Genomic DNA, 25817 nt, shown 5'->3' on the forward strand with positions numbered 1-25817 from the left:
CATGGCCTTCTCCCGCGCGCTACCCTCGTCTACGGTCCGTCCGTTGCTTTCCTTGGCCACTCCCTCCGCGTTGCGACCCTCGGTCCTTGCCGCCGCCCTGGTGGCGGCGCTGCACGCGACGCCGGTGTGGGCGGTCGAGCCCTTCGTGCTGAAGGACATCCGCGTCGAAGGCCTGCAGCGGGCCGACGCCGGCACCATCTTCGGCGCGCTGCCCTTCCGCATCGGCGATACCTACAGCGACGAGAAGGGGGCGGCCGCACTGCGTGCGCTGTTCGCCACCGGCCTGTTCAAGGACGTGCGGCTGGACGTCGACGGCGAAGTGGTCGTCGTCATCGTCGAAGAGCGGCCGATCATCTCGTCGGTGACCTTCGTCGGACTCAAGGAGTTCGACAAGGACGCGCTCACCAAGTCGCTGAAGGACGTGGGCATCGGCGAAGGCCAGCCGTTCGACCGTGCCCTGGCCGACCGCGCCGAACAGGAACTCAAGCGCCAGTACCTGACGCGCAGCCTGTACGGGGCCGAGGTCGTCACCACCATCACGCCGGTGGAACGCAACCGCGTCAACGTCACCTTCACCGTCAGCGAAGGCGAGGTCGCGAAGATCAGCGACATCCGCATCACCGGCAACAAGGAGTTCTCCGAAGGGACGCTGCTTGGGCAGTTCGAGTTGACCACCGGTGGTTGGCTCACCTGGTACACGAAGACGGACCGCTATTCGCGCACCAAGCTCAATGCCGATCTCGAGACACTGCGCGCCTATTACCTGAACCGCGGCTACCTCGAGTTCACCGTCGACTCCACACAGGTGGCCATCTCGCCGGACAAGCAGAACATCTCGATCACGATCAACGTGACCGAAGGGCAGCCCTACACCGTGACGGCGGTCCGCCTCGAGGGCGAGTACCTCGGCAAGGAAGACGACTTCAAGACCCTGGTGGCCATCAAGCCGGGTGAGGCCTATCGCGCCGAGACGGTCGCCGAAACGACCCGCCGCTTCACCGAGATGTACGGCGCCTTCGGCTACGCTTTCGCGCGCGTCGAGCCGCGCACCGAGATCGACCGTGCCACCGGGCGTGTCGAGGTGGTGCTGGTCGGCGAGCCGAGCCGCCGCGTCTATGTGCGCCGCGTGAACGTGGCCGGCAACACCCGCACCCGCGACGAGGTGGTGCGGCGCGAGTTTCGGCAGTTCGAGTCGTCCTGGTACGACGGCCGGCGCATCAAGCTGTCGCGCGACCGCGTGGACCGACTCGGCTACTTCAGCGAGGTCACCATCGATACCGCCGAGGTGCCCGGCGCGCAGGACCAGGTCGACATCACCGCCCAGGTGGTCGAGAAGCCGACCGGCAACCTGCAACTGGGTGCCGGCTTCTCCAGCGCGGAGAAGGTGTCGCTGACCTTCGGCATCCGCCAGGACAACATCTTCGGCAGCGGCAACTACCTGGGCTTCGAGGTCAACACGAGCCGGTACAACCGCAACATCGTCGTCAGCACGGTCGATCCCTACTTCACGGTCGATGGCATCTCGCGTGCGATCGATGTGTTCTACCGCACCGCCAGGCCGATCAACAGTCAGGGCGAGGACTACAAGCTGGTGACGCAGGGCGGGGCGATCCGTTTCGGCGTGCCTTTCAGCGAGTTCGACACCGTCTTCTTCGGCGCGGGCTGGGAGCGCACCGAGATCCAGGCCGGCGTCTCGATCCCGAACAGTTACTTCCTGTACCGCGAAGCCTTTGGCGACGTCACCGACAGCCTGCCGCTGACACTCGGCTGGCAGCGCGACGGCCGCGACAGCGCCCTGGTCCCGACCTCCGGCCTCTACCAGCGGCTCAATGCCGAATGGAGCGTGGCGCTCGACACCCGCTATCTGCGCACCAACTACCAGATCCAGCAATGGATCCCGCTGTCGAAGAAGTACACGCTCGGCCTGAATGCCGAGGTCGGCTACGGCAAGGGCTTCGGCGGGCGCCCATACCCTATCTTCAAGAACTTCTACGGCGGCGGCCTCGGGTCGGTGCGCGGCTTCGACCAGAGCTCGCTGGGTCCGATCGACGTGACCGGCGCCTACATCGGCGGCAACCGCAAGATCAACCTGAACGCCGAGTTCTACGTCCCGGTGCCGGGCTCGGGCAACGATCGCACACTGCGCCTGTTCGGATATCTCGACGCCGGTAACGTGTGGGGCGAGGACGAGAAGCTCAGTCTCGGCGATCTGCGCGCGGCGGCCGGTATCGGCCTGAGCTGGGTCTCGCCGGTGGGGCCGCTCAAGATCAGCTATGGTCAGCCGGTGCGCAAGTTTGCGCAGGATAGAATTCAAAAGTTGCAATTCCAGATCGGGACCGCGTTCTGATGAAGACCTTGTCATTGATGCCGATGCTTGCCGCGGCGGTGCTCGCTGCCGGAGTGACGGCGGCGGCCGCGCAGGAACTGAAGATCGGCTACGTGAACAGCGAACGCGTGCTGCGCGAGGCGAGCCCCGCAAAGGCGGCTCAGGCCAAGCTCGAGGCCGAGTTCTCCAAGCGCGAGAAGGAACTGGCCGACGTCGCTGCGAAGCTGAAGACCGCTTCGGAAAAGCTCGAGAAGGATGCCCCCACCCTGGCCGAAGGCGATCGCAGCCGCCGCCAGCGCGATCTGGTCGAGCAGGACCGCGAGTTCCAGCGCAAGCGGCGCGAGTTCCAGGAAGACCTGAACCAGCGCAAGAACGAGGAACTCGCCGGTGTGGTCGATCGCGCCAACAAGGTGATCAAGCAGATCTTCGAGACGGAGAAGTACGACGTCATCCTCCAGGAAGCCGTGTTCGCGGGTCCGCGCGTCGACATCACCGACAAGGTGATCAAGGCGCTGAACGGCGCCAAGTGAGGCGCGTGGCCGCGCGGTGATCGACTCGGCAGAGGTCACGCTCGGCGACATCGCCGCGGCACTCGGCGGCGAACTGATCGGCCCGGAGCAACTCGGCATCGCCCGCATCGGGCCGCTCGAGGACGCCGACTCCGCCACCATCTCCTTCCTGGCCAATCCGCGCTATCGCGCCCAGCTGCCCGGCAGCGCGGCAGGCTGCGTGATCGTGGCCCCGGCCCTGCGTGACGAGGCGGCGGCACGCGGCGCGGCGATCGTCACGCCCGACCCCTATCTCTATTTCGCGCGCCTGACCCAGTGGTGGGCGAGGCGCGTGCGGCCCGCCGCGGTCGCTGGCGTGCACCCCAGCGCCGTGGTCGATGCCGGCGTGCGGATCGGCGCCGGCGTCAGCATCGGGGCGCTCGCGGTGGTCGAGGCCGGTGTGCAGATCGGCGACGGCGCGGTGGTCGGGGCGCAGTGCTTTGTCGGGCGCGATGCCCGCATCGGCGCCGGCACGCGGCTCCATCCGCGCGTGACGCTGGCGTTCGATTGCGCGATCGGTGCCCGGTGCATCGTCCACAGCGGTGCCGTCATCGGTGCAGACGGCTTCGGCTTCGCACCGACTCGGGAGCACGGCTACGTGAAGATCGAGCAACTGGGTGCCGTGCGCATCGGCGACGACGTCGAGATCGGCGCCAACACCTGCATCGACCGCGGCGCGCTCGGCGACACCGTGATCGAGGACGGCGTGAAGCTCGACAACCTGATCCAGATCGCCCACAACGTGCACATCGGCCGCGGCACGGCCATGGCCGCCTTCACCGGCGTGGCCGGCAGCACGCGCATCGGCGAAGGCTGCACCTTCGGCGGCGGTGCCGGCGTGGTCGGTCACGTGAGCATTGCCGATGGCGTGCACGTCTCGGCCCACACGGCCGTGCTGCGCTCGATCGACAAGCCGGGGGTGTACACCGGCATCTTTCCGCTGGCCGAGAATCGCGCCTGGGAGAAGACCGCGGTCACGCTGCGCCAGTTGCCGGCGCTGCGCGAGCGCATCCGCGCACTGGAGCGCCAGGTCGCAGCCGCTTCCGATCACGAACCAGGCGCCGCCGACGCGAGCGGGGCCGAGACCACGCCATGATGGACATTCACCAGATCCTCGAGAAACTGCCGCATCGCTACCCCTTCCTGCTGGTGGATCGGGTGCTGGAGGTCGAGGCCGGCGTGCGCATCAAGGCGCTGAAGAACGTCACGATCAACGAGCCCTTCTTCGTCGGACATTTTCCGCACCGCCCGGTGATGCCGGGCGTGCTGATGCTGGAGGCGCTGGCGCAGGCTGCTGCGCTGCTGAGCTTCGCCGACAACAACCTGCAGTCCGACAAGAACTCGGTGATCTATTTCGTCGGCATCGACGGCGCGCGCTTCAAGCGGCCGGTCGAGCCGGGCGACCAGCTCATCCTCGAGGTCGAGGCCGATCGCGTGCGCGGCGGCATCCACAAGTTCAAGGCACGCGCCACGGTCGCCGGGGAACTGGCCTGCGGCGCCGAGCTGATGTGCACGATGCGCAGCGTCGCCTGAAGGCTCCCGCCATGAGCACGGTCCATCCCACCGCGATCGTCGACCCGCAGGCGCAACTGGCCGCCGATGTCCAGATCGGCCCCTACACGGTGATCGGGCCGCACGTGAGCATCGGTGCCGGCACCACGATCGGGGCGCACTGCGTGATCGAGGGTCACACGACGATCGGGTCCGACAACCGCATCTGGCAGTTCTGCTCCATCGGCGCGGCACCGCAGGACAAGAAGTACGCCGGCGAACCGACCCGGCTCGAGATCGGCGACCGCAACACGATCCGAGAGTTCTGCACCTTCAATTGCGGCACCGCGCAGGACAGCGGCGTCACCCGCGTCGGCAGCGACAACTGGGTGATGGCGTACGTGCACCTCGCGCACGACGTGCAGCTCGGCAGCCAGTGCATCCTTGCCAACAACGCCACGCTGGCCGGGCACGTGCACGTGGGCGACTGGGTCATCATCGGCGGGCTCACCGGCGTGCACCAGTTCGTGAAGATCGGCGCGCACGCGATGGCCGGCTTCCAGACCGCGCTGTCGCAGGATGTGCCCCCCTTCATGATGGTCGACGGCAACCCGGCCGAGGTGCGCGGCTTCAACGTCGAGGGGCTGCGCCGGCGCGGCTTCGGCGCGGAGCGCATCGCCCAGGTCAAGCAGATGCACCGCCTGCTCTATCGCAAGGGCTTGACGCTCGACGAGTCGAAGGCGGCCATCGCCGCCCTTCAGGGCGGCGTCGACGGCGGTGACGTGGACCTCGGGCTGATGCTCGATTTCCTCGCGGCCTCCAAGCGCGGCATCGTCAGATAGCGCCACCATGCAGCTCGGCATGGTCGCTGGCGAAGCCTCTGGCGACCTGCTCGCCGGCCTGTTGATGGGCGGCCTGAAGGCCCGCTGGCCGACGCTGCAGGCGGCCGGCATCGGCGGACCGGACATGGTGGCCCAGGGCTTCGAGCCGTGGTGGCCCAGCGAGCGTCTTTCGGTGCACGGCTATGCCGAGGCGCTGAAGGTCTACCGCCAGCTCGTCGCGCTGCGCACCGAGCTCGGCGATCGCCTGCTGGCGCAGCGTCCGGCCGCCTTCATCGGCATCGATGCGCCCGACTTCAACCTCGGCCTCGAGGCCCGCCTGAAGGCGGCCGGGCTCAAGACCATCCACTTCGTCTGCCCGTCGATCTGGGCCTGGCGCGGCGGGCGGGTCCACAAGCTGGCCGCGTCGGCCGACCACGTGCTGTGCCTCTTTCCGTTCGAGCCGGCGCTGCTGGCGCAGGCGGGCGTGCCAGCCAGCTATGTGGGCCATCCGCTGGCCGATGCGATCCCGCTCGACGTGCCGCGCGCCGCAGCCCGGGCCGCGCTCGGCCTGGGCGACAGCGAGACCGTGGTGGCCGTGATGCCCGGCAGCCGCCGCGGCGAGATCCGCCACATCGCTCCCGACTTCCTGCGCGCCGCGCAACGGCTGCGGACGGCCCGGCCCGGCCTGCGCTGCCTGTTGCCGGTCGCGCCCGGACTGCGCGCGATGGTCGAGGCGGTGGTGGCCGAAGCCGGGGCGCAGGAAGCCGTGGAACTGGTCGACGGCCGCTCGCACGAGGTGATGGCCGCCAGCGACGTGGTGATGGTGGCCAGCGGCACGGCCACGCTGGAAGCCGCGCTGTTCAAGCGGCCGATGGTGATCGGCTACCGCGTGCACTGGCTCAACTGGCAGGTGATGCGCCACATGCGCTACCAGCCCTGGGTGGGCTTGCCGAACGTGCTCAGCGAGGACTTCGTCGTCCCCGAACTGCTGCAGCACGCGATGACGCCGGACGCGCTGGCCACTGAAGTGCTGCGCTGGCTCGACGACCCGGGCGCCTGCGAGCGCATCGCGCGGCGCTTCACCGAACTCCATTTCCTGCTCCGGCGCGACACCGCTCGCGCCGCCACCGATGCGATCGCGCAAGTCATCGCGGGCTGAGGCGCCGGGCCTGCCGAGCGACCGGCAGCTCGGCCTGTCGTGGGATGTCCCGGGCCTGCTGGCCGGTGTCGACGAGGCGGGCCGCGGGCCGCTGGCCGGGCCGGTGGTGGCTGCGGCGGTGATCCTCGACGACGCGCAGCCGATCCGCGGCCTGGGCGACTCCAAGGTCCTGAGCGAGCGGGTGCGCGAGCGGCTGTTCGACGAGATCCGCGCGAAGGCGCTGTGCTGCTGCATCGCCGAGGCCAGCGTCGAGGAGATCGACACGCTCAACATCCTGCAGGCCACGCTGCTGGCGATGCGCCGCGCCGTCGACGGCTTGCGACTGCGGCCGCACAAGGTGCTGGTCGACGGCAACCGGCTGCCGGTGCTGCAGGTGCCGGCGGAGGCCATCGTCAAGGGCGACGCGAAGGTGGCCGCGATCTCCGCGGCGTCGATCCTCGCCAAGGTGCACCGAGACCGCCTCTGCCTCGCGCTGCACGAGGTGCATCCCCAGTACGGTTTTGCGGGTCACAAGGGCTATCCGACGCCCGACCATCTGGCGGCGCTGCGCACGCACGGGGCCTGCGGCGCGCACCGGCGCAGCTTCGCGCCGGTGCGCGAGGTGTTGCTGGAGCGGCGGCCGTGACCAGCGGCCCGCAATTCATCAGCTCGCGCGACAACGCGCTGCTCGTGCGGCTGCGCAAGCTCGCGCAGGACCCGGCGGCCTACCGCAAGCTCGGCGCGGTCTGGCTCGAGGGCGATCACCTGTGCGCGGCCTGCGTCTCGCGTGGCGTCGTGCCGGCGCAGGCGGTGGTCAGCGAGGCCGGCTGGGCCGATCCGCGGCTGCAGCGGCTGGCGCGAGCCGCCCCGCGCATCGCGATAGTGGCTGACGCGCTGTTCGCGCAACTCAGCGGCCTGGAGTCGCCGGCCCGGATGGGCTTCGTGTTCGATCATGAGGCCGAGGCGACGGCGATGCAGGCAGGCGTGGCGACCGTCGTGCTTGACCGGCTGCAGGATGCCGGCAATGTCGGCAGCGTCCTGCGCAGTGCGGCGGCGCTCGGCGTGGCACAGGTCGTCGCGCTCAAGGGGACCGCGGCACTGTGGTCTCCGAAGGTGTTGCGTGCCGGCATGGGCGCGCATTTCGCGCTGCACCTGGTCGAATCGGCCGGGGTCGGAGACCTGGACGCGCTGGGCGTGCCGCTGCTGGCCACCAGTTCGCACGCCGGCCTTGCGCTGGCCGAAGGACGATTGCCGAGTCCCTGCGGCTGGGTGCTCGGGCACGAAGGCCAGGGTGTCGGCGAGGCGCTGCTGGCGCGCTGCAGCGAGACGCGGCGCATCCCGCAGCCGGGCGGTGAGGAATCGCTGAACGTGGCCGCCGCTGCGGCGATCTGCCTCTACGAGTCGCTGCGCCAGCGCGGCAGCGCGTAGCGCGCGGGGTCGAGCGCGTCGCGCAGGTCGGCTTCGAGCGGGCAGGGCGCGCCGCTGATCCACGAGGCCAGAAGTTGGCCGCCGAGTGCGGCCCAGGTGATGCCGCGAGAACCGAGGCCGGTGAAGACGTAGAGACCGCCCCGTGCGTCGCGCTGGCGTGGCACGAAGCGCGGCTGGTCGGCGCGCGACGCGCTGTCCAGCGCCTCCAGGTCGGGCACGGCGCCGATCAGCGGCAGCCGGTCGCTCGTCACGGCACGCCAGCCCACGCGGCCCCGCCAGGGCAGGGCAGACCAGGCGTCCGCGTCGCCGCCCGACAGGCCCGCGAGCTGCTGCAGATTGAGCCGGTGGTCGGCGTCTCGCAGCGCGGGATCGGTGTCGTCGGGCTGGCTGGTGGCGCCGAAGATCAGCCGACCGCCCGTCGGCGGCAGCACATAGCCGCCGCCGGCGACCGGCAGGCGCGGGCAGGGCAGCGGGCCGGGGAGCGCGTCGACGGCCAGGCTGCTGATCTGCCCGCGCACGGCCGTCAGCGGCCACAGCGCCGCATTTCGGCCGGCGCCGAGCAGGCCTTTCGCACCGAGCCCGTTGGCCAGCACCAGCACCGGCGCTTCGGCGATCACCTGACGCCGCGCGTCGAGGGCACGCCACAGGCTGCCGCGCCGCTCGATGCCGGCCACGTCGACGCCGCCCCGGAAGCCCGCGTCGGCGTGAGCCAGCAAGGTGCGCGCGTAGTCGCGCGGCGCGAGCCAGCCGCCGCCCGGGTAGGACCAGGCACCGCTCGGCAGGGCGAGTCCGGAGCGCTCGCTCGCGGTGGCCCGGTCCATCCAGTCGACATAGCCGGGCGCGATCTGCTGCGCGGCCAGTGCGGCGCGCGCCGCGTCGTCGTCCCACCTCGACTCGAGGCGCAGGCAGCCGGCGAGCTGCCCGGCGATGCGGCCCTGCGCGATCCACGCGCCGGCCAGGCGCTCGGTCGCCAGCGCCGCGGCACGCAGCGTGCGCGCATGCGGACCGTCGTCGCGATGGAAGCTGCCGTGGAACAGGCCGGCCGGGTTGCCCGAGGTGACATCGGCAGGCTCCAACGCGCGATCCAGCACCTGGCAGCGCCAGCCCTGCTGCGACAACGCCCAGGCCGCAGCGCAGCCGGCCAGGCCGGCGCCGATCACCAGCGCCTCTCGCGATGCAGCGTCGTGCGCCTGCCAGCCGCCGGGCGGTGACGCGGCGATGTGTCGTGGCGCGAACCGCGCCACCGTGATGTCGCGCTTGCCGCCGGTGCCGGCCGTGGTTTCCACCGTGAAGCCGGCCGCCGAGAGCGCGTCTCGCACCACCCGCGCGGCGCTCCAGGTGGCGGCGGTCGCGCCGGGCGCGGCGAGCCGGCCCAGGCGCTGCAGCCGGCGCGGCTCCCACATCTCCGGATTGCGGGCCGGCGCGAACCCGTCGAGGAAGAACGCATCGACCGATGCCACCAGCCGAGGCAGCAACAAGGCCACATCGCCGAAACCCAGCAGCAGTTGCACCCGACCATCGTCGAAGGTGATCGGATGCAGATTCGGCGTCGGCAAGGGCCAGGCCGAGACCAGCGCACGGGCTAACTCAGGCAGCGGCGAGGCGGCATGCGCACGGCCCAGATCCACGCGTGTCAGTGGGTGCTTCTCGATGGAGACGAACACCAGCCGCTCGCAGCGCTGCGGATCGCGGCGCCAGGCGTCCCAGGTGGCGAGGAAGTTGTTCCCCAGTCCGAAGCCGGTCTCGAGGATCACGAAGCATTTGCGGCCGCCCCAGCGCGACGGCAGCCGGTTGCCGCCGAGGAAGACGTGGTGCGCCTGCTGCAGCGCACCGGCCGCCGGGTGGTAGACATCGCCGAACTCCGGTGCCAGCGGCACACCCTCTGGCGAGAAGGCCAGGCGGCCCGGCGTGATCGGCGCGGTCTTCATGTCGACGCGCGGGCGGCGAGCCAGGCCAGCAGGGCGTCACGTGCCGGGCCGAGGCCGCGGTAGGCCAGCACCGCATCGCTCATCGTCGACAGCGCGGCATGCAAGGCGGCGGCCTGGCGCGGCGTCGCGATCGCCTGCGCCATCGTCTGCACGTTCACGTGGATCGTGAACACGGCCTGCTGCAGCGCGGGCAGTGGGATGAAGGTCTGGTGCTCTGTGCGCCAGTAGGCCGTCGCGGCCACGGCCTGCGGGTCGTCGGGCCAGGGCTGGCGTGCGTGGCGGGCCGGATGCTGGTCGTGCGAAGGGTGCGTCGTCAGGTTCCACACGAAGCGCTCCCAGCGCTGTGACTGGCAGACCAGCCGCGTCAGGTGCTGGCTCGCCGCGATCAGCGTGGCGTTGTCGGCCACCGGCCCGTGCACCGCGGCGAAGGAGCGACCGACCTTCTCGGACGGCGCCCAGTGCGAGGGCAGGCAGACTGCCATCCAGGGCAGCGTCGCCCTCACGCCGTCGACGATCGCCAGATCCTCGTGCAGCGCGAGGCTCAGCAGGCCCGGCAGGCGCTGCGAAGCCGGCAGCGCCGCGAGGCAGGCTGCAGCCTCGCGGTGGAGCGCCGATGGGCGTCCGACGGCAGCCAGCTCGCCGTCCCAGTGCACGCGGCAGCCGAGTTCATGGCTGCTCACGCCATCGGCGTCGGCGCTCAGTCCCGTGCCCTGGTCTCGGGCGGCCTCATGCGCCAGCGCCTGCAGCGCGGGCAGCGGGTCGAAGTCCGGCGCGCAGACCAGCGCATCGCCGGCATGCCGCGTCAGCACCGCGAGCTTCTCGGAGAACGCCGGCGCGGCCGGGTTCAGCGCCGTCAGCTGGGCCGTCGTGGGCGCCAGCTTGCGCAGCCCCGGCTGCATGCGAAAGGGCGCGCCGACGGCGGCCTCGAAGTCGAACCCGGGGTTCATGGTCCGGATGGTGCCCGCAGCCGCCGTGCGCCGCCAGAAACGGCAAGGGCACCCGCAGGTGCCCTCGTTCGCGGCGAAGCGAGTTCGCTCACACGCGCTTGCGGTACTCGTGCGTGCGGGTGTCGATCTCGACCTTGTCGCCGGTCTGCACGAACAGCGGCACCGAGATCTCGAAGCCGGTGGCCAGCTTCGCGATCTTCAGCACCTTGCCCGAGGTGTCGCCCTTGACGGCCGGCTCGGTTTCGGTGATCTCGCGCACCAGGCTGGTCGGCAGTTCGACCGAGATGGCCTTGCCGTCGTAGAACACTACCTCGACCGGCATGCCGTCCTCGAGGTACTGGATCGCATCGCCCATGTTCTCGGATTCGACCTCGAACTGGTTGTACTCGGCATCCATGAAGGCGTACATCGGGTCGGCGAAGTAGGAGTAGGTGCACTCCTTCTTCTCGAGCACGATCTGGTCCATCTTGTCGTCGGCCTTGAACACCAATTCGGCACCGGAGCCGTTCAGCAGGTTCTTCATCTTCATGCGCACCGTGGCGGAATTGCGGCCGCCGCGGCTGTATTCGGTCTTGAGCACGACCATAGGGTCCTTGCCCTGCATGATCACGTTACCGGCGCGGATTTCCTGTGCGAGTTTCATAGTGATTCCGTGTTGGAAGCGGCGAGCCCGAGGTGGCCCGACCGTGCTGCCCAGCGGCAGCGCCGCCTTCTTTCTAGACAACTCGACATTTTAGCCTCTGCCGGCCACGAAGCGAAGCAGGCTGTCGGTCGCGTCGGGCAAGGTGGCCAACTGCCCGCTCCAGTCGCGTGCAAGAACCCGCCAGGCAGGCAGATCGGGCCAGACCGGATGCGGGACGTCGTCGAGCCCGTTCCAGCCCCACCACAGCGCCCGGATCCGGGCGGCCAGAGCGGGCGACGCGGTGGTGAGGTAGCGGTTCAGGAAGGCGTCCAGCTTCACCGCGTGGAAATCATCCACTTGCGGATAGATGTGCCAGATGAACGGCGCGGCCGCCCACTGTGCCCGAGAGAAGGAGTCTTCGCCGCGCACGAAATTGAGGTCGCTCGCCCACAGCAGGTGGTCGAACTCCTCCTGCGGAAGGTAGGGCAGCGTCACGGTCCGCAGCGCGCCCGTGCGCCCGCCGTTGCCGAGCGCGGCTGTGACCTGCCGCGCGGCCTTGTCCGGCGTGACCAGCAGCACGGTCGGCTGCGCCGCCAGGCTGGTCAGCCAGCCCGGCAGCACCGGGTTGTCGTAGCAGAACAGGCTGACCACGCGCTCGCCGGGCTGGCGCACCACGCCCTGGCGGGCCAGCCAGTCCGCCGCGTCGAAGGCCGCGCGCCGCGCTGGCAATCCCGGCTCGCGGATCAGGCCGGCGGTGGCCGGCGTGAAGCCGGGGTAGAGGAACCACTTGGTCAGGCCCTGACCGGGCCCTTCGAGCTGCGGCGAAGGCAGCCCGTGGCTGCGCTCCACGTAGGACTCGGCGCTCAGGTATTCGAAGTTGATCCACACCGGCGGACGCGGGCGGACCATGCGGCGCACAAAGCCTTCGGGCAGCTGGCAGCCGAAGGTCTCGACAACCACGTCGCCGGGCTCGCGGTCCGGCAGCGGGTCGGCCCAGCGCAGCACTTCGACGCCGGCATGCCCTTGCGGCGCCATCCAAGCGAGTGCCGACGGATCGTCGATCCACAACCGCACCTGCTGTCCTCGCCGCGCCAGGTCGATGGCGAGCCGCCACGACACGCCGACGTCGCCGAAGTTGTCGATCACGTGGCAGAACAGATCCCATCGCAGCGGCTGTGTCATCGGCGGGATTATCGACAGGGCGACGCTGCACAATCCGCGACCATGACGGCCGTCTCCCCCGACAACACGGTGCCGCCGCCCGACGCCGCCGCCGCCGCCGCCGCGGCAGCCGGCGACGCGGCACGAGACCGCCTGGCAATCGAGGTGGCAGCCTTGCCCAGCCTGCCGGGCGTCTACCGCTACTTCGACGCGCAGGGCGCGCTGCTCTACGTGGGCAAGGCCGGCAACCTGAAGAAGCGGGTGTCCAGCTACTTCCAGAAAAACCACGGCGGAACGCGTACCGGCCACATGGTCGGCAAGATCGCGCGGCTCGAGACCACGGTCGTGCGCTCCGAGGCCGAGGCGCTGCTGCTCGAGAACAACCTGATCAAGACGCTGAACCCGAAGTTCAACATCCTGTTCCGCGACGACAAGAGCTACCCCTACCTCAAGATCACCGGTGCGGCATCGCCCGGCGCGCCGCAGGCCGCTGCAGGCGCGGCCTTGGCCGCCGACTACCCGCGCATGGCCTACTACCGTGGTGGGGTGGACAAGCGACACCGCTATTTCGGTCCCTACCCGAGCGCCTGGGCGGTGAAGGAATCGATCCAGCTGCTGCAGAAGGTGTTCCGGTTGCGTACCTGCGAAGACACGGTGTTCAACCACCGCACGCGGCCATGCCTGCTGTACCAGATCAAGCGCTGCTCGGGGCCGTGCGTGCAGGCCATCGCGGCGGCGGACTACGCGCGCGACGTCAGGAACGCCGAGCGCTTCCTGCTCGGCGAACAGCAGGAGGTGATGGACACGCTGCAGGCGCAGATGATGGCGCACGCCGATGCGCTGGAGTTCGAGAAAGCCGCCGAGATCCGCAACCAGCTCGGCGCGCTGTCGCGGGTGCTGCACCAGCAGTCGGTCGAGACCAACGCCGACGGCGCCTTCGACAAGGACGCCGACATCCTGGCGGCGGTGGTGCAGGGCGGGCGTGCCTGCGTCAACCTGGCGATGGTGCGGGGCGGCCGGCACCTGGGCGATCGGCCGTACTTCCCGACGCACGTCGAGGAAGCCAGTGCGCTGGAAGGGTTGGAGGACGCTGCCGAACCGGCCGCCGAGGCTGCAGCGGTGCCGGCCCAGGCCCGTGTCGAGGTGCGGGTGCTGGAGGCTTTCATCGCTCAGCATTACCTCGACGGGGCGCCCCCGCCGCTGCTGATCACCAGCCATGCGATCGACAAGGCGCTGGTCGAGGCACTGACCGAAGCCAGCGGCGTGCGCGTCACCGCCCAGCACCAGCCGCGCGACCAGCGCCGGCAGTGGCTGGAGATGGCCCTGAAGAACGCCCGCATCAAGCTCACGCAACTGCTGAGCGAGGAGGGCTCGCAGCAGGCCCGCACGCGGTCCCTGGTCGACGCGCTCGACCTGGCGCCCGACCAGCTGGAGCGCTTTCGCATCGAATGTTTCGACATCAGCCACACGGCCGGCGAGGCGACGCAAGCCTCTTGCGTGGTGTTCGAGGAGCACAAGATGCTGCCGGCCCAGTACCGCCGCTACAACATCACCGGCATCACCCCCGGCGACGACTACGCGGCCATGCGCCAGGTGCTGACGCGCCGCTACGCCAAGCTCGCCGAGGCGGCTGCTAAGAGCGAGGCCCGGCTGCCCGACCTGGTGCTGGTGGACGGCGGCAAGGGCCAGGTGGCGATGGCGCGCGATGTGTTCGAGGAGCTCGGACTCGACCTGTCGCTGATCGTCGGCGTCGAGAAGGGCGAGGGCCGCAAGGTCGGGCTCGAGGAACTGGTGTTCGCCGACGGCCGCGCCAAGGTCTACCTCGGCAAGGACTCGGCGGCGTTGATGCTGGTGGCGCAGATCCGAGACGAGGCCCACCGCTTCGCGATCACCGGCATGCGCGCCCGGCGTGCCAGTGTGCGCACCGGCGGCAGCCGGCTGGAGGACATCGCCGGCATCGGGCCCAAGAAACGTGCGAAGCTGCTGCAGCGCTTCGGCGGCGCACGCGGCGTGGCCAGTGCGAGCGTGGACGACCTATCGACCGTCGACGGCATTTCCAGAGAACTGGCGGAGGAGATCTACCGTGTCCTGCACTGATGAATCGGCGGCGCATCGCATGCGCTGGCCTGCGGCCCGGCTCGTGGTTGCGCTGGTACTGACGCTGGGCGCCTGCTCTACCACGCCGCCGCCCGCGCCGGCACCCACGCGTACTGCGGCGCCTGCCGCACCCAAACCGTCGGCCGGAGCCTTGCCGGCCCCCGAAACGCCTCGCACGCTCGCAGGGCTGAGGCTGCAGGCGGCGCGGCGGCTGGTCACCGCCAATCCCGGCCTGACCTACACCGGCGAGGTGCCGGAGCCGCTGCTGGCCATCCCGGTGCTGGAGGTCGAGCTCAACGCCGACGGCAGCGTGCGCCGCATCGAGGTGCTGCGCGAGCCGCGCCAGGCCAAGGACACCATCCAGCTGGCGATCGACGCGGTGCGCCGTGCGGCGCCCTTCGGTGATGTGTCGAGACTGCCCAGGCCCTGGAAGTTCACCGAAACCTTCCTGTTCCGCGACGACCGGAAGTTCAAGCCGCGCACCCTCGATTCCTGAGCACTGTCGGCATCGCCAGGGGTACGGGCTCTTCTTGGGCACAATGCCCTCATGTTCTTCACGCTGCCGACACTCCTGACCTGGGCGCGAATCGTCGCGATCCCGCTGATCGTCGGCGTGTTCTATCTGCAGGTGGCGCCGTCGATGCAGAACCTGATGGCGACGGTGCTGTTCATCGTGGTCGCGCTCACCGATTGGGCCGATGGCTACTTGGCGCGCAAGCTAAACCAGACCTCGTCGTTCGGTGCCTTCCTCGATCCGGTGGCCGACAAGTTCCTGGTCTGCGCGGCGCTGCTGATCCTGGTGCAGCTCGATCGCGTCAACGCGCTGATCGCGCTGGTGATCATCGGCCGCGAGATCGCGATCTCGGCACTGCGCGAGTGGATGGCGCAGATCGGCGCGTCGCGCAGCGTCGCAGTGCACATGCTGGGCAAGCTCAAGACGACCGTGCAGATGGTCGCGATCCCCTTTCTGCTGTTCGACGGCCATCTTCTCGGCTTCGTCGATACCCACCTGTGGGGCACCGTGCTGATCATCATTGCCGCCGCGCTGACCATCTGGTCGATGGTCTATTACCTGCAGAAGGCGCTGCCCGAGATCCGCGCCAAGGTGCGCTGATGCTGCCGGCCGGGCGGCGCGCGCTGTTGATCGGCGCGATGCCGGCGCTGTTCGTGCTGATCTGGAGCACCGGCTTCATCGTGGCGCGCTATGGCATGCCGCATGCGCCACCGCTGAAGTTCCTGGCCTGGCGCTTTGCGTTCTCGGCGTTGTGCTTTGTCCTGTGGGTGCGGCTGTCCAACGCGGCGTGGCCGCAGGGGCGGGTGCAGTGGTGGCATCTGGCCGTGACCGGCGTGCTGATGCACGCCGGCTACCTGGGCGGGGTGTGGGCTGCAGTGAGGATGGGCATCGGGGCGGGCACTGTGGCACTGGTCGTCGGCCTGCAACCCGTGCTGACCGCCGTGTGGATCAGCCGCACAGGATCGCAGTCCGAAAAAGTGTCGGCCCGGCAGTGGCTCGGCCTGGCGCTCGGCTTCGCCGGGCTCCTGCTGGTGGTGGGCCACAAGCTCGGCAGCGGCGAGGTCACGGCGGCGAACCTCGGTCTGTCCGTGTTCGCATTGCTCTGTATCACTGCGGGTACGCTGTACCAGAAGCAGCATGTGGCGCGTTGCGACGTGCGCACCGCCAGCGCTGTGCAACTGCTCGCGGCGCTGGTGGTCACGCTGCCGCTCGCGCTGCTGGAGCCGGCGCCGGTGCAATGGCATCCGCAACTCCTCGGGGCGATGGCCTGGTCCGTCGTGGTGCCGACGCTCGGCGGAAGTTCGCTGCTCTACCTGCTGATTCAGCGGGGTGCAGCAACGTCCGTGACCAGCCTGCTCTACCTGGTGCCGCCTTGCACGGCGCTGATGGCGTGGCTGCTGTTCGGCGAATCACTGTCGTTGAGCGTGCTGATCGGGCTGGCCCTCACGGCGGCGGGCGTCGCCTTGGTGGTTCGTGCAACGCGACGCGACGCATGAGTGGGGCGACCTGTGCCGTCGCGTCCACAAGGTGTCCCGTCGGGCATGCGGCGTCGACACGAGCCGGGTCGCCGGGCCCCGGCCGGCGGTCCGTCTGCATGGGGGAATACGCATAGAATCGCCTTCCGCGCTTGACACCCCGCAGGCTCACCGCTGTAATGATCCGCAGTCCAAGCGGCCTTCCGCAGCGCGTCCCACCGGGCCGGGTCCCGCACCATCCACCGTAGACAGAGACACCTTTCAAAGGGGGTACCTTTCGTGAACAAGACTGAACTGATCGAACACATCGCCAAGCAGGCTGACATCTCGAAGGCCGCTGCCACGCGCGCGCTCGAGGCGCTGATCGGCGGTGTGCGCACGACGCTCAAGAAGGGCGGCAGCGTGTCGCTCGTCGGGTTCGGCACGTTTGCCGTGACCAAGCGTGCGGCACGCAGCGGGCGCAACCCGCGCACCGGCGACACGATCAAGATCAAGGCGGCCAAGGTGCCGAAGTTCCGTCCGGGGAAGGCCCTGAAGGACGCACTCAACTGAACCGTGTCCGGCTCGGGTGCTTAGCTCAGCTGGTAGAGCGGCGCCCTTACAAGGCGTAGGTCGGGGGTTCGAACCCCTCAGCACCCACCACCCCGGAGTCGACATCCAGCGACGGCCTCGACCGCTTCGATAGAATCCGGTAGCAGCGCTCTCCTCAGAGCGCGCAAGAGAGCCAGTCCCGCAAAGGCGAACCCCGGTTCGCCTTTGTCGCATGTGGACCGCCACAGATCGATCATCCGAGGCCATCGATGTTTGAATTCGTTCGTTCGCACACCCGGCTGTTCCAGTTCATCCTGGTCCTGCTGATCTTCCCGGCCTTCGTGTTCTTCGGCGTGCAGGGTTACACCGGCTTCAGCGAAGGCAACACGGTCGTTGCCAAGGTGGCGGGCACCTCGATCACGCAGGCCGAATGGGATGCGGCGCACCGCAACCAGGTCGAGCGCCTGCGGGCGCAGTCGCCCGGTGCCGACCTCAAGCTGTTCGACACACCCGAGGCGAAGCAGCGCACGCTGGACGCCCTGGTGCGCGAGCGCGTGATGCTGGTCGCGGCCGACAAGCTGCACCTGACGGCCAGCGACGAACGCCTGCAGCGGATGTTCGCCAGCGATCCGCAACTCGCCTTCCTGCGCAAGCCCGACGGCAGCCTGAACGCCGACCTGCTGGCGGCGCAGGGCATGAGTGCGCGGCAGTTCGAGCAGCAACTGCGTCAGGACCTGGCGATGCGTCAGGTCCTGCAGGGCGTGAGCGGCACGGTGCTGGCACCGAGCCGCCCCACGTCGACGGCGCTGGATGCGCTGTTGCAGCAGCGCGAGGTGCGCATCGCACGCTTCGAGGCGCAGAAGTTCGTTTCCAAGGTGAACCCCACCGACGCCGACATCGAGGCCTACTACAAGGACGGCCGGCACGCCGCCGAGTTCGAGACGCCGGAGCAGGCGTCGATCGAGTACCTAGTGCTCGACCTCGATGCCATCAAGGCCGGCATCACGGTCGGCGACGACGATCTACGCAAGTACTACGCCGAGAACGAGAGCCGCTACGTCGCGCCGGAAGAGCGCCGCGCCAGCCACATCCTGATCAAGGCCGAGAAGGGCGCGTCGGCCGAGCAGCGCGAGAAGGCCAAGGCGAAGGCCGCGGCCTTGCTCGCCGAGGCGCGGAAGGACCCTGCGAAGTTCGCCGAGCTGGCCAAGAAGAATTCGGAAGATCCCGGCTCCGCGGTGCAGGGTGGTGACCTGGACTTCTTCGCGCGCGGCGCGATGGTCAAGTCCTTCGAGGACGCCGCCTTTGCGCTGAAGCCGGGGCAATTGAGCGAGGTGGTGGAAAGCGATTTCGGCTACCACGTGATCCTGCTCACCGCGGTGCGGGGCGGCGAGAAGAAGTCCTTCGAGTCCGTCAAGGCCGAGATCGAGAACGAGGTGAAGCAGCAACTGGCGCAGCGCCGCTACGCCGAAGCGGCCGAGACCTTCAGCAACACCGTCTACGAGCAGGCAGACACCCTGAAGCCGGCAGCCGAAAAGCTCAAGCTCACGGTACGCACGGCCACCGGCGTGGCGCGTACGCCGGCTCAGGGCGCCACGGGTCCGCTCGCCAACCCGAAGTTCCTGGAGGCCCTGTTCGCGGCCGACACCTTGCGCAACAAGCGCAATACCGAAGCGGTCGATCTGGGCGGCAACCAACTGGTCGCCGGCCGCGTCGTCGACCATGCGCCGTCGCGCAAGCTGCCGCTCGCCGAGGTGAAGGATCGCGTGCGCGAGCGTGTCGTCGTCGAGCAATCGGCGGCGCTGGCGCGCAAGGAAGGCATGGCAAGGCTCGCGGCCTGGAAGGGCGGCGCTGAACCCGAGGGCCTGGAGCCGGCCTTGACGGTCTCGCGAGGACGGCAGCAGGAGCTGCCGCCCGCGCTGGTCGATGCGGTGATGAAGGCGCCGCCTGCGCCGCTGCCGTCGTGGACGGGGGTCGATTTCGGCGACGAGGGCTATGCGGTGGTGCGTGTCGACAAGCTGCTGCCGCGCGACCCGGCGGCCGGTGACGACAAGCGGCTGCAGCAGCAGTACGGGCAGATCTGGGGCACGGCCGAGGACGAGGCCTACTACGCGGCACTGAAGGAACGCTACAAGGTGAAGATCACCGGCGTTGCCAAGAGCAGCGACACCGAGCAGCCCGGCGCTTCGCGCTGAAGCTCTCCGCTATAATTCAAGGCTCTGCGGTGGCTGTAGCTCAGTTGGTAGAGTCCAGGATTGTGATTCCTGTTGTCGTGGGTTCGAGTCCCATCAGCCACCCCAAAATTTCCCTTTGAAATCAACACGTTAGGCCTGCCAAGGCCTTTTGTGGGATAAATCTGGGATAAATCCGTAGTTGAACGTGCCCCGAGGCGAAGCCTCGGAGAGGCCCTTCGAGCCCTACGAAGCGCGCCGAGAACATGTCTCGCGCGGAGCCAGACCCGCACCGCTGAGACTTCTCGAACCAAGGCAAGTCGGCTGGCCGGATCGATCAATTCGGGTCGGGCCTGCGGCTCCGGTGCGAGCAGCTCGGCTACCCCGATCCCGCTCGTTGGGTCGGCACCTTCGCGTCGGCGGATGGAACCCGCCCGCAACGCGCTGCGCGGGCACGCAGGCCGACCTCCTGCGGCGCGGCCCTCAGATGTATGGACAAATGACATACAATGTTGGCATCGAGAACGCAGTACACGAAAAGCATCTCATGGCCTACACCCAAGAGCCCGTCACGATCAGCATCCGCGCCAAGGCCGGGCAGCGCGACCTGATCGACCAAGCCGCTGAGCGCCTGGGTCGCAGCCGCTCGGACTTCATGCTCGAAGCCGCCTGCAGGCAGGCCGAGGACGTGCTGCTCGATCAGACCTACTTCGCGCTCGACGCGAAGAGCTTCGGCGCCTTCCAGGCCATGCTCGACAAGCCGCCGGCTCCCACCGACCGCCTGCGTCGCACCCTCGGCGCCCGCGCACCTTGGGAGTCGAGCACGGCAAAGCCGCCAGCCACAGGCAAAGCCACCGGCCAACGCGTGAAGTGACGCTGCCGATGCTGTCGGCGCCACAGCCGCTGAGCGACGAGCACCAGCTCGCCGACTTCGACAGCGGAGAGCCCTCGCTGGACGACTGGCTGAGGCGCCGCGCGGCCAAGAACCAGGCCAACGGTTCGTCCCGCACCTATGTCGTGTGCGAAGGCGATCGCGTGGTCGGCTACTACTGCCTGGCCGCCGGCGCCGTCGGCCACGCCGAAGCGCCGTCCACGATGAGGCGCAACCGGCCCGACCCGGTTCCAGTGCTCGTCCTCGGGCGCCTGGCCATCCACAAGAGCCACCACCAGCAGGGCATCGGCACGGCGCTGCTCAACGACGCCATCCGGCGCGCGATCCAGGCCGCCGACATCGCTGGCGTCACCGCGCTGCTGGTGCATGCCCTGTCGGAGCAAGCCCGGCGCTTCTACCTCTCGCGCGGTTTCATCGAGTCGCCGGTCAAGCCGATGACCTTGTGCCTGATGCTGGCGACGGTCGACCAAGCGCTGCGCGAGCCTTGAGCGTGCGACGCGGGCGGTCGGCGGGCTCTGTCACTTGACCTTGCCGGGCTGCGTCTGCTGGCCATCCGGGGAAAGCGCAGCTTCGAGGCGGCCCATCTCCAGCGCATTCTGGCCGCCGTCGATCCACTTGGCGTAGGTGCGCAGGAACATCTCGACCGAGTGCCCGAGCTGCTTGGCGCAGAAGGCCGGTGTCATGCCGGCCATCAGCATCATGGTCGCGTAGGTGTGGCGGGTGTTGTACGGCGGCCGGTAGCGCATGCCCAGGCGCCGCAGCGTGGGTTCCCAGTAGCTGCGACGGAAGGCGCGTTCCTCGAGCCAGGGTTCCCCGTAGCGCGGGTCGAGAAAGACGTGTGCGTCACGCATCTGGGTGTGCTTGCGCTGGCGCTTCAGCGCCGCGAGCGCGCGGCTGTTGAGGATGACCTGGCGGGCGGTGTTGGTCTTGGTGTTGTTCTTCTCGACGCCACGCACGATGGCTCGGTGCACGAGCAGGTGCTTGCCGGCGAGGTCGACATCGCGCCAGTGCAGGCCGAAGCTCTCGGAGGTGCGAAGGCCGGTGAAGAACTTGAACTCGATGTAGTTCGCGATCGGGGCCGGGTAGTGGGCCGTCATGTCGGCGACGATGGACTCGGCCTCCTCGCGCGAGAACGGGTCGGGCAGGGGCTTCTGGTGCTTGGCCCGGGTGACGGCGCTGACCGGGTTGGTCGGGATCGCCTTGTCGGCGACGGCGAGCTCCATCGCCTTGCGCAGCACCGACACGTAGTTGTTGACGGTCTTGCCCGACAGGGTGGGGCGCGAGGCGAGGGCGGTCAGCACGTCGCTGTGCTTGAGCATGCGCACCGGCCGGTCGCCGAGCCTGGCGCCGCGGCGGTCGCAGACCGCGGCCTTCCAGAAGCGGATCGCGCTCGAGTAGCCGGCGCTGGTCGAGGCTTCCAGGCGCTGCGCGGCGAGCCAGTCGTCGAGCTGGGTGCCGACGGTCATCGGCTGGCCGACGTCGCCATCGGCCGGGAAGTATTCGGCGAGCGAGAAGCTGCCGAAGCGGATGCGCTCGCGGATCTCCGCCGCCAGCCGGTGGGCGTACTTCAGGTTTGCCGCGGTCGGCGGCAGCGGCTTGCCTTCGACGCTGAGCGTGCGGCGCAGCACCTCGCCGTTGAAGGTGAACTGGATGCGGATCGAGTTGCCGCGAACCTCTACGCCCGACCCCTTTCGACCCATAGCTCATACCCCTTCACGCTGATCAGCACATGACCGTCGGGCGCGCGTCGGAACTCGCGGCCTTCGAGCCAGACTCCAGCCTCGATCTTGCGCCGGATGGCCTTGGCCGAATACCCCGTGATTGCCGCGGCGATCGGGATGGTGACGTAGTCAGCCCGTGCGGGGGTGACGGCCCAGCGGGACAGGTCGGGCGGGACCTGCGGCTTGCGGCCAACCCGACTGGGCGGCCTCGATGGCGGAGATTCGAGGGTGGCGGTCTGGCTGGGCATGTGCACAGCGTAGGCGAGGGCAGCTCACGGTCGTGCGATGACTTCGCCCGGAGAATCATCGAACCGGACAATTCGTCACCAGCCTATCAGGCTGACCTGCTGGCTTTCGTCGCGGCCCGCTCGATCGACTCCGTCACTCGATGTTCAGCGCTCGAAGCCGCAACGCGTTGCCGATGACGCTGACCGAGGACAGCGCCATGGCTGCGGCTGCCACGATGGGCGAGAGCAGCAGGCCGAAGAAGGGGTAGAGCACGCCCGCGGCCAGCGGGATGCCGGCGACGTTGTACGCGAACGAGAGGAAGAGGTTCTGGCGGATGTTGCGCATCGTCGCCTGCGACAGCCTGCGCGCGCGGACGATGCCCATCAGGTCGCCCTTCAGCAGCGTGATCCCGGCGCTCTCCATCGCCACGTCGGTGCCGGTGCCCATCGCGATGCCCACGTCGGCGGCGGCCAGCGCGGGCGCGTCGTTGACGCCGTCACCGGCCATGGCCGGCACCCGGCCTTCGCGCTTGAGCTGCTGCACCACGCGGGCCTTGTCCTCCGGGAATACCTCGGCGACGACCTCGTCGATGCCCAACTCGCGGCCCACGGACTCGGCCGTGGTCCGGCCGTCGCCGGTCAGCATCACGATGCGGATGCCGGCCGCCTTCAGGGCCTGCAGGGCCTGCGGCGTGGTCGGCTTGATCGGGTCGGCGATCGCGACGAAGCCGGCGAGGCGACTGTCTTTGCCGACGAAGATGACCGTGGCGGCCTTCAGTCGCTGGCGCTCGGCCGCGTCGGCCAGCGGCCCGACCTCGATGCCCTGCTGGGCGAGGAAGCGGCCGCTCCCGGAGACGATCCGGGCGCCGTCGACCGTGCCGACCACACCCTTGCCGACCGGTGAGTCGAAGTCGGTCACCGGCGACAGCGGCAGCCGGCGTTGCAGCGCGTCGTTCACGACCGCCATCGCGAGAGGATGCTCGCTGGCGCGTTCCACGCTGGCGAGCTGCTGCAGCACCTCGTCGGCCGTGTGGCCCGGGGCCGGCTCGACGTGCACGACCTTCGGGCGGCCTTCGGTCAGCGTGCCGGTCTTGTCCACCACCAGCGTGTCGACCTTCTCCATGCGTTCCAGCGCCTCGGCGTCGCGGATCAGCACGCCATGCTGGGCGCCGCGGCCGACCCCGACCATGATCGACATCGGTGTGGCCAGGCCCAGCGCGCAGGGGCAGGCGATGATCAGCACGGCCACCGCCGTGATCAGCGCGTAGCTGAAGGCGGGCGACGGTCCCCAGACGAGCCAGGCCGCAAAGGTGAGCAGCGCCACGAGGATCACGACCGGCACGAACCAGCCGGCCACCTGGTCGGCCATCCGCTGGATCGGCGCCCGGCTGCGCTGCGCCGCGGCGACCATGTGAACGATCTGCGACAGCAGCGTGTCGGCGCCGACCTTCTCGGCGCGCATCACGAAGCCGCCGGTCTGGTTCAGCGTGCCTGCCGTGACCTTGGCGCCGGGCGCCTTGGCCACGGGCATCGGCTCGCCGGTGACCATCGATTCGTCGACCGTGCCCTTGCCTTCGGTGAGTTCGCCGTCCACCGGCACCTTCTCGCCGGGGCGCACGCGCAGCAACTCGCCGACCTGGATGGTGTCGATCGCGACGGTGTCGTCCTGCCCGTCAGCACCGACCCGGATGGCCGTCTTGGGCGCAAGGTCGAGCAGTGCCTTGATCGCGCCCGAGGTCTTCTCGCGGGCGCGCAGCTCCAGCACCTGACCGAGCAGCACCAGAACCGTGATCACGGCGGCGGCCTCGAAATAGATCGGCACCGCGCCATCGGCCAGCCGCAGGTCGGCCGGAAAGAGCCGCGGGGCGACTGTGCCGACGATGCTGTAGAGCCAGGCCGCGCCGGTGCCGAGCGCGATCAGCGAGAACATGTTCAGGCTGCGGTGCTCGACCGATGCCAAGGCCCGCACGAAGAAAGGCCAGCCGGCCCAGAGCACCACCGGTGTGCCGAGCAGCATCTGGATCCAGTTCGACAACTGCTGCCCGAGCAGGTGGTTCAGGGTGGTCAGGTGGCCGCCCATCTCGAGCGCGAAGACCGGCAGCGTGAGAACGGTGCCGATCCAGAAGCGCTTCGTCATGTCGCGCAGCTCGGCGCTGTCGCCGGCGGCGGCGGTGACCAGCACCGGTTCGAGCGCCATGCCGCAGATGGGGCAGTGACCCGGGCCCATCTGGCGCACCTGCGGGTGCATCGGGCAGGTGTACTCGACCTCGTCCAGAGAGTCCGGGCGAGCCGTTGGTGTCGCGTTGGTGCTCGCGTGACCGGGCTGGTGGTGCGTGTGCTCGAAGTGCGGCCGACCGCCATCGGTCCGTATAGGTTTCAGCGGACCGTGTTCCTGGTGCGCACCGTCTCCGTGCGGGTGATCGGACATCGCCGTGGCCGTGGCCCGATGGTGGGTGTGATCGTGAGGGGTTCCAGGGCTGCCCTGCATCGCGTGCTCCTTGTGATGGAAGGCAGTCTCGACCTTCCCACCGTTGGAGAGTCAAGCGGTACGTTGACGCAGCGCCAGGCCGGGGCACTGCGAGGTCAGCGGGGTGGTCGTTCCTCGTTCGGTGCGCCGCCGGGTTCGCCGCCGCCGTGGCGGCCATGATGGCCGCGGTGGAACAGGTGCATCAAGGGACAGGCCAGCAGGATCAGGAAGGGCACGGCCTGGAGCAGGTGATCGAAGTGCCGGGTCAGCAGAACATAGGCGCCGAACGCTGCGGCCGCCAGCAGAACGAGGCCGAGGGGGCTGCGCCAGATCGGCGGCCGGCGTGGTGCGGGATGGTCCATGGCGAGAGATCCCGGCCTAGCGCTCGGCGGGCGGCTTCGTGGCCTCCCGGTCCATCATCAATTGCATCATCATTTCCATCATGTCCATGCGGCGCTTCATGGTCTCGGGGTCCATCGCCATCGACCCCTTGGCGCCCATGCCCTCGCGCATCCGGCCCATCATCGCCATGCCGTCCTGCATCGACTGCCTGTGATCCTTCATCAGCGCCGCGCGCTCCTCCGGCGTCTTCGCGGCGGCCATCTTCCGGTGCATCTCGTGCATCGCGGCCATCTGCTGCTCGTAGGCGACGGGTGCCGCCGCCGCCGGCGACGCCGTCGGATGGTGGCCCTTGTGCTCGTCCTTCGCGTCGCTGCCGACGGCCGTCGCGCAACCCGTCAGTGTCGCCAGCGCGATCGATCCGATGATGAGCTTCATGGTGTTCTCCGCAAGGTGACGGCGCCGTCGTGGCGTCCATGCGGCCAGCTTGCGCCCGTTCGGCGGCGCCGGGCTTGACGGAGGTCAATCCCGGCGTGCCGTGGTGCGTCAGCAGCAGCCGCAGGCGCCGCGCCGTGCGGCCTTGACGTTGGGCGCTTGCGGCGTCGGTGCGTCGGATACCGCCACCGGCGTGTAGCCGGCCGTGGCGATGGACCGCCTCAGCCGGCTGGCGTCGACGGTGGCTGAGTCCACCTGCACCAGGCGAGTCGCTAGATCGATCTCGACCTCGGCTTGCGGGTCGGTCGCCTGGATCGCCGCGGTGATGGTGCGGACGCAGTGGCCGCAGGTCATGTCGTCGACTCGGAACCGGATCGTGTTGCTCATGGTGCTCTCCTGCACGTTGATGACCCGGTTACTTTCGTCCTTGCCATCGTGGGAGGGTCAAGCCGCTTCGAGGGCTTCGTCCAATTCGCTGCACGGTGCTTGACCTTGCCATGATGGGAAGGTCTAGACTGGGTGCTCATTCGAGAGTTCGAGG

The 25817-nt window shown here is 69.1% G+C and carries 26 protein-coding genes and 2 tRNA genes; 18 read left to right on the forward strand and 10 right to left on the reverse strand.

The window, feature by feature from the left end; translation table 11 throughout:
• The first annotated feature begins 1 nt into the window (after nt 1).
• From bamA to ASC67_RS01680, 8 genes are read left to right on the forward strand one after another with little or no spacing between them, the layout of a single operon-like run.
• On the forward strand, nt 2–2347 hold the full coding sequence (gene bamA, locus ASC67_RS01645; protein WP_235566186.1) for an outer membrane protein assembly factor BamA: 2346 nt from the start codon (nt 2–4) through the stop codon (nt 2345–2347).
• A complete protein-coding gene (locus tag ASC67_RS01650) occupies nt 2347–2856 on the forward strand; it encodes an OmpH family outer membrane protein (protein WP_056314563.1) in 510 nt (169 codons plus the stop codon). The genes bamA and ASC67_RS01650 overlap by 1 nt, the downstream gene beginning before the upstream one ends.
• A 16-nt stretch (nt 2857–2872) precedes the next feature.
• Nucleotides 2873–3970 carry a UDP-3-O-(3-hydroxymyristoyl)glucosamine N-acyltransferase gene (gene lpxD / locus ASC67_RS01655; protein ID WP_056314564.1) on the forward strand — a complete coding sequence of 366 codons (1098 nt, stop codon included), beginning with the start codon at nt 2873–2875 and terminating at the stop codon, nt 3968–3970.
• Nucleotides 3967–4407 (forward strand): 3-hydroxyacyl-ACP dehydratase FabZ, encoded by a 441-nt coding sequence (gene fabZ / locus ASC67_RS01660; RefSeq protein WP_036230115.1) that lies wholly within the window; start codon nt 3967–3969, stop codon nt 4405–4407. The genes lpxD and fabZ overlap by 4 nt, the downstream gene beginning before the upstream one ends.
• 11 nt (nt 4408–4418) lie before the next feature.
• The gene (gene lpxA / locus ASC67_RS01665; protein WP_056315116.1) at nt 4419–5207 is read left to right on the forward strand and encodes an acyl-ACP--UDP-N-acetylglucosamine O-acyltransferase; all 789 of its coding nucleotides are present in this window, start codon (nt 4419–4421) and stop codon (nt 5205–5207) included.
• A gap of 19 nt (nt 5208–5226) precedes the next feature.
• Nucleotides 5227–6345: a lipid-A-disaccharide synthase gene (gene lpxB, locus ASC67_RS01670; protein ID WP_404932818.1), complete on the forward strand. Its 1119-nt coding sequence runs from the start codon at nt 5227–5229 to the stop codon at nt 6343–6345.
• Complete coding sequence (rnhB, locus tag ASC67_RS01675) at nt 6317–6970, forward strand: ribonuclease HII (RefSeq protein ID WP_056314566.1); 654 nt, start codon at nt 6317–6319, stop codon at nt 6968–6970. Before lpxB ends, rnhB begins: the two co-directional genes overlap by 29 nt.
• A complete protein-coding gene (locus ASC67_RS01680) occupies nt 6967–7752 on the forward strand; it encodes an RNA methyltransferase (RefSeq protein ID WP_056314567.1) in 786 nt (261 codons plus the stop codon). The genes rnhB and ASC67_RS01680 overlap by 4 nt, the downstream gene beginning before the upstream one ends.
• Here the strand turns inward: ASC67_RS01680 and mnmC are convergent.
• The 4 genes from mnmC to earP all read right to left on the reverse strand — a co-directional run bounded on the left by mnmC (nt 7719) and on the right by earP (nt 12431).
• A complete protein-coding gene (mnmC, locus tag ASC67_RS01685) occupies nt 7719–9680 on the reverse strand; it encodes an FAD-dependent 5-carboxymethylaminomethyl-2-thiouridine(34) oxidoreductase MnmC (RefSeq protein ID WP_056314568.1) in 1962 nt (653 codons plus the stop codon). The genes ASC67_RS01680 and mnmC overlap by 34 nt on opposite strands.
• A complete protein-coding gene (locus ASC67_RS01690; RefSeq protein WP_056314569.1) occupies nt 9677–10627 on the reverse strand; it encodes a heme-dependent oxidative N-demethylase subunit alpha family protein in 951 nt (316 codons plus the stop codon). The genes mnmC and ASC67_RS01690 overlap by 4 nt, the downstream gene beginning before the upstream one ends.
• Nucleotides 10628–10715: 88 nt before the next feature.
• On the reverse strand, nt 10716–11270 hold the full coding sequence (efp, locus tag ASC67_RS01695; protein WP_056314570.1) for an elongation factor P: 555 nt from the start codon (nt 11268–11270) through the stop codon (nt 10716–10718).
• A 90-nt stretch (nt 11271–11360) separates the two neighbouring features.
• A complete protein-coding gene (earP, locus tag ASC67_RS01700; RefSeq protein ID WP_056314571.1) occupies nt 11361–12431 on the reverse strand; it encodes an elongation factor P maturation arginine rhamnosyltransferase EarP in 1071 nt (356 codons plus the stop codon).
• A 42-nt stretch (nt 12432–12473) separates the two neighbouring features.
• Here earP and uvrC point away from each other — a divergent pair, with 42 nt between their 5' ends.
• The 10 genes from uvrC to ASC67_RS01750 all read left to right on the forward strand — a co-directional run bounded on the left by uvrC (nt 12474) and on the right by ASC67_RS01750 (nt 20575).
• Entirely contained in the window at nt 12474–14507 is a 2034-nt protein-coding gene (gene uvrC, locus ASC67_RS01705; protein WP_082535764.1) for an excinuclease ABC subunit UvrC, read from the forward strand.
• The gene (locus ASC67_RS01710) at nt 14494–15003 is read left to right on the forward strand and encodes a hypothetical protein (RefSeq protein ID WP_235566187.1); all 510 of its coding nucleotides are present in this window, start codon (nt 14494–14496) and stop codon (nt 15001–15003) included. The genes uvrC and ASC67_RS01710 overlap by 14 nt, the downstream gene beginning before the upstream one ends.
• A gap of 51 nt (nt 15004–15054) precedes the next feature.
• Nucleotides 15055–15621 (forward strand): CDP-diacylglycerol--glycerol-3-phosphate 3-phosphatidyltransferase, encoded by a 567-nt coding sequence (gene pgsA, locus ASC67_RS01715; protein WP_056314573.1) that lies wholly within the window; start codon nt 15055–15057, stop codon nt 15619–15621.
• A complete protein-coding gene (locus ASC67_RS01720) occupies nt 15621–16517 on the forward strand; it encodes a DMT family transporter (protein WP_156466615.1) in 897 nt (298 codons plus the stop codon). The genes pgsA and ASC67_RS01720 overlap by 1 nt, the downstream gene beginning before the upstream one ends.
• Nucleotides 16518–16775: 258 nt before the next feature.
• Nucleotides 16776–17048 carry an HU family DNA-binding protein gene (locus tag ASC67_RS01725; RefSeq protein ID WP_011829551.1) on the forward strand — a complete coding sequence of 91 codons (273 nt, stop codon included), beginning with the start codon at nt 16776–16778 and terminating at the stop codon, nt 17046–17048.
• A 14-nt stretch (nt 17049–17062) separates the two neighbouring features.
• Nucleotides 17063–17138, forward strand: a tRNA-Val gene (locus ASC67_RS01730).
• Nucleotides 17139–17296: 158 nt separating this feature from the next.
• The gene (locus ASC67_RS01735; RefSeq protein ID WP_056314574.1) at nt 17297–19219 is read left to right on the forward strand and encodes a SurA N-terminal domain-containing protein; all 1923 of its coding nucleotides are present in this window, start codon (nt 17297–17299) and stop codon (nt 19217–19219) included.
• Between the two features lie 29 nt (nt 19220–19248).
• Nucleotides 19249–19324, forward strand: a tRNA-His gene (locus tag ASC67_RS01740).
• A 418-nt stretch (nt 19325–19742) separates the two neighbouring features.
• Complete coding sequence (locus tag ASC67_RS01745; protein WP_056314575.1) at nt 19743–20069, forward strand: DUF1778 domain-containing protein; 327 nt, start codon at nt 19743–19745, stop codon at nt 20067–20069.
• A gap of 8 nt (nt 20070–20077) precedes the next feature.
• Nucleotides 20078–20575, forward strand: coding sequence for a GNAT family N-acetyltransferase (locus tag ASC67_RS01750; RefSeq protein ID WP_056315121.1), 498 nt, complete (start codon nt 20078–20080; stop codon nt 20573–20575).
• 30 nt (nt 20576–20605) lie between these two features.
• Here the strand turns inward: ASC67_RS01750 and ASC67_RS01755 are convergent, their stop codons facing one another.
• The 6 genes from ASC67_RS01755 to ASC67_RS01780 form a co-directional block, all read right to left on the reverse strand.
• A complete protein-coding gene (locus ASC67_RS01755; RefSeq protein WP_056314576.1) occupies nt 20606–21787 on the reverse strand; it encodes a site-specific integrase in 1182 nt (393 codons plus the stop codon).
• Nucleotides 21763–22056 (reverse strand): excisionase, encoded by a 294-nt coding sequence (locus tag ASC67_RS01760; RefSeq protein WP_310731958.1) that lies wholly within the window; start codon nt 22054–22056, stop codon nt 21763–21765. Before ASC67_RS01760 ends, ASC67_RS01755 begins: the two co-directional genes overlap by 25 nt.
• 133 nt (nt 22057–22189) lie before the next feature.
• Nucleotides 22190–24523: a copper-translocating P-type ATPase gene (locus ASC67_RS01765; RefSeq protein WP_082535765.1), complete on the reverse strand. Its 2334-nt coding sequence runs from the start codon at nt 24521–24523 to the stop codon at nt 22190–22192.
• Nucleotides 24524–24618: 95 nt separating this feature from the next.
• Entirely contained in the window at nt 24619–24864 is a 246-nt protein-coding gene (locus ASC67_RS01770) for a DUF2933 domain-containing protein (protein WP_056314577.1), read from the reverse strand.
• Between the two features lie 16 nt (nt 24865–24880).
• Entirely contained in the window at nt 24881–25279 is a 399-nt protein-coding gene (locus ASC67_RS01775) for a hypothetical protein (RefSeq protein ID WP_056314578.1), read from the reverse strand.
• 108 nt (nt 25280–25387) lie between these two features.
• Nucleotides 25388–25663 (reverse strand): heavy-metal-associated domain-containing protein, encoded by a 276-nt coding sequence (locus ASC67_RS01780; RefSeq protein ID WP_082535766.1) that lies wholly within the window; start codon nt 25661–25663, stop codon nt 25388–25390.
• Between the last annotated feature and the right edge of the window lie 154 nt (nt 25664–25817).

The organism is Methylibium sp. Root1272 (assembly GCF_001425905.1).
Taxonomy (GTDB): domain Bacteria; phylum Pseudomonadota; class Gammaproteobacteria; order Burkholderiales; family Burkholderiaceae_C; genus Methylibium.

What these genes read in the sequence shown, in the direction of transcription:
- bamA (WP_235566186.1), top strand. Translation starts at nt 2, where the DNA reads ATGGCCTTCTCCCGCGCGCTACCCTCGTCTACGGTCCGTCCGTTGCTT.
- ASC67_RS01650 (WP_056314563.1), top strand. Translation starts at nt 2,347, where the DNA reads ATGAAGACCTTGTCATTGATGCCGATGCTTGCCGCGGCGGTGCTCGCT.
- fabZ (WP_036230115.1), top strand. Translation starts at nt 3,967, where the DNA reads ATGATGGACATTCACCAGATCCTCGAGAAACTGCCGCATCGCTACCCC.
- lpxA (WP_056315116.1), top strand. Translation starts at nt 4,419, where the DNA reads ATGAGCACGGTCCATCCCACCGCGATCGTCGACCCGCAGGCGCAACTG.
- lpxB (WP_404932818.1), top strand. Translation starts at nt 5,227, where the DNA reads ATGGTCGCTGGCGAAGCCTCTGGCGACCTGCTCGCCGGCCTGTTGATG.
- rnhB (WP_056314566.1), top strand. Translation starts at nt 6,317, where the DNA reads ATGCGATCGCGCAAGTCATCGCGGGCTGAGGCGCCGGGCCTGCCGAGC.
- mnmC (WP_056314568.1), bottom strand. Translation starts at nt 9,680, where the DNA reads ATGAAGACCGCGCCGATCACGCCGGGCCGCCTGGCCTTCTCGCCAGAG.
- ASC67_RS01690 (WP_056314569.1), bottom strand. Translation starts at nt 10,627, where the DNA reads ATGAACCCCGGGTTCGACTTCGAGGCCGCCGTCGGCGCGCCCTTTCGC.
- efp (WP_056314570.1), bottom strand. Translation starts at nt 11,270, where the DNA reads ATGAAACTCGCACAGGAAATCCGCGCCGGTAACGTGATCATGCAGGGC.
- earP (WP_056314571.1), bottom strand. Translation starts at nt 12,431, where the DNA reads ATGACACAGCCGCTGCGATGGGATCTGTTCTGCCACGTGATCGACAAC.
- uvrC (WP_082535764.1), top strand. Translation starts at nt 12,474, where the DNA reads ATGACGGCCGTCTCCCCCGACAACACGGTGCCGCCGCCCGACGCCGCC.
- pgsA (WP_056314573.1), top strand. Translation starts at nt 15,055, where the DNA reads ATGTTCTTCACGCTGCCGACACTCCTGACCTGGGCGCGAATCGTCGCG.
- ASC67_RS01720 (WP_156466615.1), top strand. Translation starts at nt 15,621, where the DNA reads ATGCTGCCGGCCGGGCGGCGCGCGCTGTTGATCGGCGCGATGCCGGCG.
- ASC67_RS01735 (WP_056314574.1), top strand. Translation starts at nt 17,297, where the DNA reads ATGTTTGAATTCGTTCGTTCGCACACCCGGCTGTTCCAGTTCATCCTG.
- ASC67_RS01745 (WP_056314575.1), top strand. Translation starts at nt 19,743, where the DNA reads ATGGCCTACACCCAAGAGCCCGTCACGATCAGCATCCGCGCCAAGGCC.
- ASC67_RS01750 (WP_056315121.1), top strand. Translation starts at nt 20,078, where the DNA reads ATGCTGTCGGCGCCACAGCCGCTGAGCGACGAGCACCAGCTCGCCGAC.
- ASC67_RS01755 (WP_056314576.1), bottom strand. Translation starts at nt 21,787, where the DNA reads ATGGGTCGAAAGGGGTCGGGCGTAGAGGTTCGCGGCAACTCGATCCGC.
- ASC67_RS01760 (WP_310731958.1), bottom strand. Translation starts at nt 22,056, where the DNA reads ATGCCCAGCCAGACCGCCACCCTCGAATCTCCGCCATCGAGGCCGCCC.
- ASC67_RS01765 (WP_082535765.1), bottom strand. Translation starts at nt 24,523, where the DNA reads ATGCAGGGCAGCCCTGGAACCCCTCACGATCACACCCACCATCGGGCC.
- ASC67_RS01770 (WP_056314577.1), bottom strand. Translation starts at nt 24,864, where the DNA reads ATGGACCATCCCGCACCACGCCGGCCGCCGATCTGGCGCAGCCCCCTC.
- ASC67_RS01775 (WP_056314578.1), bottom strand. Translation starts at nt 25,279, where the DNA reads ATGAAGCTCATCATCGGATCGATCGCGCTGGCGACACTGACGGGTTGC.
- ASC67_RS01780 (WP_082535766.1), bottom strand. Translation starts at nt 25,663, where the DNA reads ATGAGCAACACGATCCGGTTCCGAGTCGACGACATGACCTGCGGCCAC.